The 10,374-nt window shown below is 72.8% G+C and carries 4 protein-coding genes and 1 pseudogene; 3 read left to right on the top strand and 2 right to left on the bottom strand.

Annotated elements, in window-relative coordinates:
• The first annotated feature begins 28 nt into the window (after positions 1-28).
• Both ABT360_RS12680 and ABT360_RS12685 read left to right on the top strand, forming a co-directional pair.
• On the top strand, positions 29-2,002 hold the full coding sequence (locus ABT360_RS12680) for a beta-galactosidase (RefSeq protein WP_351814331.1): 1,974 nt from the start codon (positions 29-31) through the stop codon (positions 2,000-2,002).
• A pseudogene (locus tag ABT360_RS12685) lies at positions 1,999-4,205 on the top strand (glycosyl hydrolase family 95 catalytic domain-containing protein). The gene ABT360_RS12680 and the pseudogene ABT360_RS12685 overlap by 4 nt, the downstream one beginning before the upstream one ends.
• On the opposite strand, the gene ABT360_RS12690 reads toward ABT360_RS12685, so the two are convergent.
• On the bottom strand, positions 4,192-5,202 hold the full coding sequence (locus tag ABT360_RS12690) for a LacI family DNA-binding transcriptional regulator (RefSeq protein ID WP_351814333.1): 1,011 nt from the start codon (positions 5,200-5,202) through the stop codon (positions 4,192-4,194). The pseudogene ABT360_RS12685 and the gene ABT360_RS12690 overlap by 14 nt on opposite strands.
• A gap of 218 nt (positions 5,203-5,420) precedes the next feature.
• Entirely contained in the window at positions 5,421-7,952 is a 2,532-nt protein-coding gene (locus ABT360_RS12695; protein WP_351814335.1) for an alpha-L-arabinofuranosidase C-terminal domain-containing protein, read from the bottom strand.
• A gap of 257 nt (positions 7,953-8,209) precedes the next feature.
• On the opposite strand from ABT360_RS12695, the gene ABT360_RS12700 reads away from it, so the two are divergent.
• Positions 8,210-10,267 (top strand): SpoIIE family protein phosphatase, encoded by a 2,058-nt coding sequence (locus ABT360_RS12700; RefSeq protein ID WP_351814337.1) that lies wholly within the window; start codon positions 8,210-8,212, stop codon positions 10,265-10,267.
• Positions 10,268-10,374: the final 107 nt, after the last annotated feature.

Consider the following 10,374-nt stretch of genomic DNA (forward strand, 5'->3'; position numbering starts at 1 on the left):
CGCCGATCCCGTTTGGAGACCCCGCCCGATGCCCTCGCTCGACGACGCCACCCGCGACCGCCTGTTGTTCGGCGGCGACTACAACCCCGAGCAGTGGCCCGAGGAGACCTGGCAGGACGACGTCCGGCTGATGAAGGACGCCGGCGTCAACTCCGTCACGCTCGGTGTCTTCTCCTGGTCCCGGCTCGAACCCCGCCCCGGCGCCCGTGACTTCGGCTGGCTGGACCGGGTGATGGACCTGCTGCACGGGCACGGCATCGGGGTCGTCCTCGCCACGCCGACCGCCTCTCCCCCGCCCTGGATGGGCGCGCGCCACCCCGAGACGCTGCCGCGCGACGAGACCGGGCGGACGGTGTGGTGGGGTTCGCGTCAGCAGTTCTGTCCCAGCTCCCCCACCTACCGGTCGTACGCCGCCGCGATCACCGAGGGCCTCGCGCGGCGGTACGGGACGCACCCCGCCCTCACCATGTGGCACATCAACAACGAGTACTGCACGCACTGCTGGTGCGACGGGACGGCCCGCCATTTCCGACGCTGGCTGCGCGCCCGCCACGGCACCCTCGACGCCCTCAACGAAGCGTGGGGCACGGCCTTCTGGAGTCAGCGCTACGACACCTGGGACGAGATCATCCCTCCGCGCCGCGCCCAGTACCTGCGCAACCCCGCCCACACGCTGGACTTCAAGCGGTTCACGTCCGACGCGCTGCTGGAGTGCTACGCCGCCGAGCGGGACATCGTCGCCCGGCACACCCCCCACATCCCGGTCACGACGAACTTCATGCCGCTGTGGGCGGGGCAGGACGCGTGGGCGTGGGCCGGTCAGGAGGACGTGGTGTCGGTCGACGTCTACCCGGATCCGAAGGACCCGCTGGGCGGCCAGTACAACGCGATGATCGGCGACATGACACGGTCGCAGGCGGGCGGCGGTCCGTGGATGGTGATGGAGCAGGCGGCGGGCCCGGTCAACTGGCGGGGCGTGAACCATCCCAAGCCACGGGGCCTGAACCGGCTGCTGTCCCTCCAGTCCGTCGCCCACGGCGCGGACGCCGTCTGCTATTTCCAGTGGCGCCAGTCCCGCCAGGGCGCGGAGAAGTTCCACTCCGGCATGGTCTCCCACGCGGGCGAGCACGGCCGAACGTTCCAGGAGGTCAAGCGGATCGGCGCCGAGCTCGTCCGGCTGGCCGGGGCCTCCGGTACGCGCACCACCGCCGACGTCGCGGTCCTGCACGACTGGGACTCCTGGTGGGCCGGTCAGCAGGACGGCCGGCTGTCCACCGAGGTGGCCTACGAGGACGTCGTACGCGCCTGGCACCGCGCCCTGTGGGAGGCGCACCTCGCCACCGACTTCGCCCACCCCGGGCACGACCTGACCGGCTACCGGATGGTCGTCGTCCCGCACCTGTACCTGCTGACGGACACCGCGATCGACAACCTCGTGGCGTACGTACGCGGCGGCGGCACCCTCGTGTCCGGCTTCCTGACCGGGGTGGCGGACGCCGACGACCGGGTGCGCGAGGGCGGCATGGACGCAAGGCTGCGGGCGCTGTTCGGCATCGGTACGGTCCATGAGTGGTGGCCGCTGGACAAGGGCGGGACCGTCGGGTGCGACGGGTTCGACGGCACGCTCTGGTCGGAGGAGCTGACGGCGGACGGCGGCGAGGTGGTGGCCGCGTACCGGGGCGGTGAACTCGACGGCCTCCCGGCCGTGCTGCGCCGGGGCCGGGCCTGGTACGTGTCCACACTGCCGGTGCCGTGGGCGCTGCGGGACCTGCTCGCCCGGGTGGCCGGGGAGGCGGGGGTGCGGCCGGTCCTGGACGGGCTGCCGGCGGGCGTGGAGGCGGTGCGGCGCGCCGGGCTGCTGTTCGTCCTGAACCACGGGCGGGAGCCGGTGACGGTCCGCGTGCCGGGCGCGTACCGCGAGGTGCTGACCGGTACGGCGGTGTCGGGTTCGCTGGTGCTGGAGCGGTACGGGGTGGCGGTGCTGCGGGAGTCCGGCCGGTGACGGGGCCGGTGCACGGCACGTGGGAGCCGGGGCCCGCCACGCGGTGGGAGGACGCCTTCCTGAGCGGCAACGGCCGGCACGGCGCCATGGTGTCCGGCGATCCGGACGACGACCGGGTGGTCGTCAACCATCACTCCCTGGTCCGGCCGGTGGCCGACACCCTGCCGCCCCGGCTCGCCGCCACGCTGCCCGGCGTGCAGGACCGGTTGCTGGCCGGTGACACGACGGCCGCCGAGCGGTTCACGGACGGGCGGGAGCTGCGCTGGGTCGGCGCGTTCCATCCCGCGTTCCAGGTACGGGTGCGGCGGGGCGCCGTCGGTACGGGCGGCTGCCGACGTTCGGCCGACTTCGCGACCGGGGTGGTGTCCTCCGTACGCGCCGGCCGGACCAGCCGGGTGTTCGTCTCCCGCGCCGACGACGTGATCGTCCAGTACGTGGGCGGCGGCACCGTCACCGCCGCGGTGGTCCTGGACCCCTGGCTGCCCGGCGCCCCCGGCGCCCTGGCGGTGGGACGGGGCACGGTGCTGACGCCGGGCGGCGGCGTGCTCATCCTGCGGGCCCGCCACCCGGGCGGTGACGTGTCGTACACGGGTGTGACGTCGGCGGTCGTCGCGGGCGGCCGTGTCGCGGTCGGGCCCGACGGCCTGCGGGTGACGGGGGCGGAGGAGCTGGTGCTGCTGACACGGGTGCGCCGCCACACCGGTGAGGCGGACGTCCCGGCCGATGCGGCGTCCCTGCGCGCCCTGACGGTGGGTGCCGGCGCGCCTTCGGAGGTGTACGCGCGGCTGCTCGCCCGGCACGAGCGGCTGCACCGGGCCGCGTACGAGCGGGTCACCCTGGACCTCGGCGGCAGCCCGGCCGACCGTGCCCTGTCGGGCGGCGAGCTGCTCCGCAGGCCGGGCAGTCCGGCGCTGGTGGAGCGGCTCTTCGCGGCGGGCCGCTACCACCTGCTGTCGGCGAGCGGCATGCTGCCGCCCCGTCTGGTGGGCCTGTGGACCGGCGACTGGGACACCGCCTGGTCGGGGGCCTTCACCACGAACGCCAACCTCAACCTCCAGGTCGCCTCGGCGGCGGCCGCCGCCCTTCCGGAGGTCTCCGAGGCGCACGCGGCCCTGGTGTACGGGCAGTTGGCGGACTGGCGGGACAACGCGCGGGCGATCTTCGGGGCGCGGGGCGTGGTGGCGCCGTGCCACACGGACGGCGTGTCGGGGCACACGTACCACTTCCAGCGGGCCTACCCGCACCAGCTGTGGACGGCGGGCGCCGACTGGCTGCTGCAACCGCTCGTCGAGCAGGCGGAGACCTCCGGCCGGGCCGACCCGCGCCTGGTGGAGGCCCTCGGTGAAGTGGCCCTGTTCTACGAGGACTTCCTCACCCGCACCGGCCCCGACGGGCGGATCGTGATCGTGCCCTCGTACTCCCCCGAGAACCGGCCCGTCGGCGCGAGCTGGGGCACCGTCAACGCGACGATGGACATCGCCGCCGCCCGCCACGCCCTCACCACGGCGGCCGACCACCACCCCCGGGACGCCGAGCGGCTGCGCGCCCTCGCCGCCCGGCTGCCCGCGTACCGGGTCAACGAGGAAGGGGCACTCGCGGAGTGGGCCTGGCCGGGGCTGGGCGACCGTTACGACCACCGCCACCTCAGCCACCTGTACCCGGTGTGGCCGCTCGGTGAGATCAACCCGTACGACACTCCCGGCCTGGCCCGCGCCGCGCACCGGGCGCTTCAGCTGCGCGGCGCGGAGAACGGCTCCGCCCACGGCCACCTCCACCACGCGCTGGTCGCCGCGCGGCTGCGGGACGGCGGGACGGTGCGCGGGCGGGCGCCGCCCTCGGCCGCGTGCTGGGCGGCGACTACTTCCACGTCTCGCTGATGAGCGCGCACTATCCGGGGCGTGACGTGTACAACGCGGACGCCGCGCACGCCCTGCCCGCGCTGCTGATCGAGATGCTCGTCCAGTCGGCGCCCGGCCGTCTCGTCCTGCTGCCCGCGCTGCCCTCCGCGTACCCGGCGGGTGAACTGCGCGGCGTCCGCACCCGCTTCGGCGCCGAGGTGGACCTGGTGTGGGGTGACGGCACGTGCTCGGTGGCGATCCGGCCGTCCCGGACGGCCCGGATCGATCTGAGGACCCCCGCCGGAACAGCGGCTCTCGCCCTGGTCGCCGGTGAGGAGCGCGTCCTGTCGTTCAGCGTGCGCTGACGGGGCCCGTGCTGTCGCGCACGGTCAGCTCCGGGGCGAGCAGGACGACCTCGTCGACGCCGCGCCCCTCCAGCTTGGCGACCACCTGCTCGACCGCGTACCGGCCCATCTTCTGCGCCGGCACGGCGACCGAGGTGAGCGGTACGGAGGCGTGCGCGGCGACCTGGTCGGGGCAGATGGCCATCACCGAGACGTCCTCGGGGACGGCACGGCGCTGCTGGCGGTGCAGGGCGAGGAGCGGGTCGGTGGCGGCCTCGTTCTGGACGACGAAGGCGGTGGTGCCGGGGCGTTCGTCGTGGACGCGTGCGAGAGTGGCGGCGACGGCCGCGTAACTGCCCTCGCAGGGACGGTGCAGGAGGCGGACGCCCAGCTGGTGGCTGCGGTCGCGGAGTCCGGCGAGAGTGCGTTCGGCGAATCCGGTGTGCCGTTCGTAGACGGCGGGGGCCTCGCCGATGACGGCGACCTCGCGGTGGCCGAGGGAGGCGAGGTGTTCGGCGCACAGGGCGCCGGCGGCCTCGAAGTCCAGGTCGACGCAGCTCAGTCCGGTGGTGTCGGCGGGCAGCCCGATGAGCACGCCGGGCCGGGCTGCCTCGCGCAGCAGCGGCAGCCGGTCGTCGTCCAGTTCCACGTCCATGAGGATCATCGCGTCGGCGAGCGCGCTGCCCTCGATGCGGCGTACGGCCGCGGGGCCCTCCTCGCCGGTCAGCAGGAGGACGTCGTAGCCGTGGGAGCGGGCGGTGGTGGCGACGGCGATGGCGATCTCCATCATCACCGGTACGTACATGTCGGTGCGCAGCGGGATCATCAGGGCGATGATGTTGGACCGGCTGCTGGCGAGGGCGCGGGCCCCGGCGTTGGGGTGGTAGCCGAGCTGTTCGATGCTGCGCTGGACGCGTTCGCGGGTGGAGGTGGAGATGGACCGCTTGCCGCTGAGGACGTAGCTCACCGTGCTGGCGGAGACTCCGGCATGCTGAGCGACATCGGCAAGGGTGACCATTCGGCTCTCCGTGGGACAGATGAGTGGAGCTGAGCGGAGCGTGTCGAAGCGCTTCGACCGGCTCACCCGAGGTTAGAGCCACCCTGAGTACCTGTCCAGGGAAGGCGTCGAAGCGCTTCGACGAGCGGGCGGAAAACCGAACGGAACGGCCGAGCGGAAGGCCGGGAAGGGCGGGCGCCCTTCCCGGCCAGGGTAGTCACCGAGCCGCCGACGCGCCCCTATCCCGTCTTGATCCTCATGAAGGTGACGGAGTGCGCCGGGAAGGTGTACGTGAACTCCTGGGCGACCCCGCGCAGGGTCGTTTCGCGCGGCCGGACCGGCCGGGCGTCGGCGGTGTTCACGGCGTCCGGCGCCCCCTGGAGCGTGGTGAGCCGGGCGGTCGGGGCGACCTTCGCCGTACCGAGGTCGATCCGAGTCCGGGCGGGCGCGGCCTGGGCGTTGACGACCTTGACGACGAGGTCGCCCTTGTCCCGAGTCACTACCTGCCGGAACGGCTCGGCGGCCCTGTCGTCGGTGAAGCTCCCCCACACCTTGCCGTCGAGGTGGAGGGTGACCTGACGCCCCCGCACCTTGACGTGCACGTCGTACGTCCGGCCCGTCTCGATCGTCGTGCCGTTCTCGGCCAGCGTTTCCTTGCCGCCGTCCACGGCCTTCTCCACGGCGGAGCGGGTGTTGTTCCAGCCTCCGAGGTTCCACCAGTAGTGGTTGCCGGTGTCACGGACGCCGAAGGCGATGAGGAAGCCCTCCTTGCCGGACTTCTTGGTGGCCTTGAGCCGCAGGTCGTAGTCGTGCCAGCCGGTGTCGCCCGCCGTCACCAGGGTGTCCTCGGCGGCGGGGTCCGTCTGGACGAACGCACCGTCCTGGACCGCCCAGCTGCCGCGCCCCGCGGCCCGGGTCCAGCGCGCGTCCCCGGCCGAGAAGTCGTCCTTCAACAGTGCGGTGCCGTCGGCCGCGGTGACCTCCACGTCGTCGTACGCGGCGCTGGTGGCCCAGGTGGACAGGCCGACCGCGCCGGTGATGGGACCGGAGACGGCCGGGGTGGTGGTGGCCCGGCTGGGCACGACCCGGTCGCCGGTGTTGTTCATGAACAGCTTCTGCACCTCGTAGCTGGTGGAGCCCCAGGAGCGGTGGTTGTCGAACCAGATCATGTCCGGGCGCCACTGCGTGTGGTCGACGTCGGCGAGGAGCGGGGCGTAGGAGGCGAGCTTGACGACGTCGGCGTTGCGTTCCAGGCCGGTCATGTAGGCGGCTTCGGAGAGGGCGTTGAAGAACCGGTTGTCGCGGGAGGCGTACTCACCCAGGAAGACCTTGGGGCCCCGGCGGTCGTAGGAGTCGTAGCGGTGGTTGTTCTCCAGGAACCACTGCGGGCTGTTGTAGTAGTGCTCGTCGACCATGTCGACACCGGCCTCGCGGCTCAGCTGCCAGGCGCGGTCGAAGACGCCTCCGGCGTCGTCGGGCCCGGAGTTGCTGATGACGGTGATGCCGGGGTGCTTCGCCTCGATGGCCTTGCGGAACTCGGTGAAGCGGGCGAAGAACTGGTCGGGCAGGTTCTCCTCGTTGCCCACGCCCAGATGGGTCAGGCCGAAGGGCCTCGGGTGGCCCATGGCCGCCCGCTTGCGGCCCCATTCGGAGGTGACGGGTCCGTTGGCGAACTCGATCAGGTCGAGCGTGTCCTGGATGTGCCGCTTCAACAGGGCCGGGTCGTCGGTGGCCTGGTTCTCTCCGCAGCCGGTGACGAGGGCGGGGACGACGGGCAGCGGCATCGCGCCGATGTCCTCGGCGAACTGGAAGTACTCGTAGTAGCCGAGGCCGTAACTCTGGTGGTATCCCCAGAAGTTGGCGTTGACGGCCCGCTGCTCGACCGGGCCGACGGTGTCCTTCCACTGGTAGGAGCGGCGGCGTTCCCAGTCCGGGGCCTCGTACGCCTGGTGGCTGCCGGTGTTGACGAGGCAGCCGCCGGGGAAGCGGAGGAAGCCGGGCTTCAGGGCGGCGATCTTCTCGGCGAGGTCCTTGCGCAGCCCGTTCGGCCGGCCCTTGTAGGTGTCGCGGGGGAAGAGCGAGACCATGTCGAGGCGTACGGTGCCGCCGCCGGCAGCGGTGACGGCGAGGCGGCCGCCCGTGGTCGTCGCCGCGGGGGTCAGCGTGCCGGTGTACTTGGTCCAGCGGTCGCCACGCACGGTGATGCCCAGCGGCGCCGACAGGGCGGTGCCGTCGGCGGCACGCAGCTCGGCGGTGAGGCGGGTGCCGGCGCCGCTGTCGGTGCGTGCCCAGACGGAGAAGTCGTACCGCGCGCCTTCGCGGAGCGCCATTCCGGCCCCGTAGCCGCTGTTCACCACGCCGAAGCGGGCGGCCGGGCCGGCGGCACCGGTGAGGCCGAGGCGGAGGTGGTTGCGGTTGCGCCGGTTCAGCCGCTCGGCGTCGTCGACCACCTGGACGGTGCCGGTGGCGCCGCCGGTGGAGGTCTGCTGCCAGGCGGTGAGCGGCGTGTAGGACCGGTTGTCGACGGGACCGAACTCGAAGGAACGGTTCTGTACGAGTTCGGCGTAGAGGCCGCCGTCGGCGGCGTTGTTGATGTCCTCGAAGAAGACGCCGTACATGGTCGGGTCGATCGCCGGACCGGCCCGGTCGGGGGTGACCGCGATCGCGTAGTCGGCCGGGGGCGGGGCATCGGCTCGGGTGGGGGCGGCCATCACCGTTCCCACCATGAGGGCCGCCAGCGCGAGGACGAGCCTCGGCCGTATGGGTGCCATGTGTGTGCTCCTGGATTTCTTCAGTTGTTCGAGATTTCGGACATTGACCAGGACTTCGAACAGGAAGATAGGGAGGGGCAGTTGAGGCGTCAACCCTTCTCACATCCGGCCGCCGCACCGGCCGCCCGCCCACTCCCCGGTGAAGTCGTCGGTCGGGCCACCCCCGCCGCCCGTCGGCCTCCCCGGCCTCCCGCCCGGCCCACCCGGACATGCCGATACCTTGGCGTTCGCGCATGACCGGCTCGACAATGAGGGGGATGACGGACAACCAGGCACACAGCGGCGAGATCGGGCCGACCGAGCGGCTCGCCATGAACCGCACGGGCAGCTTCGACTGGGACCTCGACGCGGGCACGATCGACATCGACGAGGCGGGACTCCTGGTCTTCGGCCTGGCGCCCGGCACGTTCGACTCCCGGCCCGCCTCCCTGGTGTACCGGCTCGACCCGGAGGAGCGCGCCCGCCTGGACGCCGTGATCAAGGAGGCGCTGGTCAGCGGCCGGTCCTCGTACGCGGCACGCTTCCAGGTCCCCCTCGACGACGGATCGGTGCAGTGGACGCACGTCCAGGCCCGCATCCTGCGCGACCGGGACGGCCGGGCCCACCGGATCGTCGGGATCGTGCGGGACGCCACGTCCGAGATCACCCACTCCACCTTCGTGATGGAGCTGGAGAAGCGCAGGCAGCGGCAGACGAACATGGTCGAGCGCACCACGCAGGCCCTGTCCCGCGCGGTGACGGTGGACGACGTCACGGCAGCCCTGACCGGCCCGGGGGGCCTGGCCCGGCTGGGCGCGGACGGCTTCGCGCTCGGTCTGGTCGAGAACGGCTCGCTGAACATCATCGCGCTCAGCGGTGAGTCGCTCGACGTCCTGGAACATCTGCGGATGCGGCGACTGGAGCCGGGAATGCCGCTGGCGGAGACCGTGCTCAGCGGCCGCCCGCTGTTCAGCAGCTCGTTCCAGGAACTGATCAAGGACTATCCGGTACTCGCCCCGTTCGCCGGGCGGCTGCGGTTCCGGGCGGCGGCCTACCTCCCGCTGGTCGCCCAGGCGCGCACCCTGGGCGGCATGGCGCTGTTCTACCGGGGACGTACCGCCTTCAGCGCCGACGAGCGCAACCTCTCGCTGGGCCTGGCCGCCATCGTGGCCCAGTCGCTCCAGCGGGCGATCCTCTTCGACGAGGAGCGGGAGCTCGCCACCGGCCTCCAGGCCACGATGCTGCCCCGCCGCATCCCGGCCGTCGAGGGCGGCGAGATCGCCGTGCGCTACCACTCCGCCTGGAGCGGCCGGCAGGTCGGCGGCGACTGGTACGACGTGATCCCGCTGCCTCGCGGCCGGGTCGGGATCGTGGTCGGCGACGTCCAGGGCCACGACACGCACGCCGCCGCCATCATGGGCCAGCTGCGGATCGCGCTGCGCGCGTACGCCGGCGAGGGCCACGCCCCGTCGACCGTGCTGGCCCGGGCGTCGAGGTTCCTCGCCGAACTGGACACGGAGCGGTTCGCCACCTGCACCTACGCGCAGGTGGACCTGGACTCGGGCACGGTGAGGGCCGTCCGGGCGGGCCACCTGGGGCCGCTGATCCGGCACACGGACGGGCGGGTGGGCCGGCCCAAGCTGCCGGGCGGTCTGCCGCTGGGCGTGGCGTCGGTCTTCGGGGACGAGGAGTTCCCCGAGACCCGGCTGGACCTGGTGCCCGGCGAGACGCTGGTGATGTGCACGGACGGGCTGGTCGAGCAGCCCGGCGTGGACATCGGGGAGGGGATGGACGCGCTGGAGGCGGCGGTGAGCAGCGGGCCGCCGGGCGCGGAGGCGCTGGCCGACCACCTCTCGCAACGGTTCTGGGAGCGGTGGGGGGCGGGCGACGACGTGGCGCTGCTGGTGCTGCGGCGCAGTCCGGACCCGGGTACGCCGCGGGCGCCGCGCATCCACCAGTACATCCACCAGGCCGACCCGCAGGGCCTGTCGGAGGCGCGGGCGGTGGTGCGGCGGGCGCTGCGGGACTGGGACATGCGGGCCTTCGCGGACGACGCCGAGCTGGTGACCGGTGAGCTGCTCGGCAATGTGCTCCTGCACACGGAGGGCGGTGCGGTGCTGACGCTGGAGGTGCTGCCCGAACCGGTCCGGCGGGTGCGGCTGACGGTGCAGGACCGTTCCAGCGCGTGGCCGCGGCGCCGTACGCCGGGTGAGGCGGCCACGTCGGGCCGGGGGCTGCTGTTGCTGGACGCGCTGGCGCTGCGCTGGGGTGTGGAGCCGCGCGGCGAGGGCAAGGCGGTGTGGTGCGAGATCGGCCGGTCGTCACGGCCCGGCTAGGGCGTGTCTTTTGGATGACACGGTTATGTTCCCCTCTCCGATACGAGCATCGCGGGAGGCAGTATGCGCAGGTACGGACAGCGGCAGACCTTGGCAGGGTGTGTGCT

Source organism: Streptomyces sp. NPDC000229 (assembly GCF_040300825.1).
Taxonomy (GTDB): Bacteria; Actinomycetota; Actinomycetes; order Streptomycetales; family Streptomycetaceae; genus Streptomyces.

Excerpts from the sequence above, each read along its gene's own strand:
- ABT360_RS12695 (WP_351814335.1), bottom strand. The coding sequence starts at position 7,952 with ATGGCACCCATACGGCCGAGGCTCGTCCTCGCGCTGGCGGCCCTCATG.
- ABT360_RS12690 (WP_351814333.1), bottom strand. The coding sequence starts at position 5,202 with ATGGTCACCCTTGCCGATGTCGCTCAGCATGCCGGAGTCTCCGCCAGC.
- ABT360_RS12700 (WP_351814337.1), top strand. The coding sequence starts at position 8,210 with ATGACGGACAACCAGGCACACAGCGGCGAGATCGGGCCGACCGAGCGG.
- ABT360_RS12680 (WP_351814331.1), top strand. The coding sequence starts at position 29 with ATGCCCTCGCTCGACGACGCCACCCGCGACCGCCTGTTGTTCGGCGGC.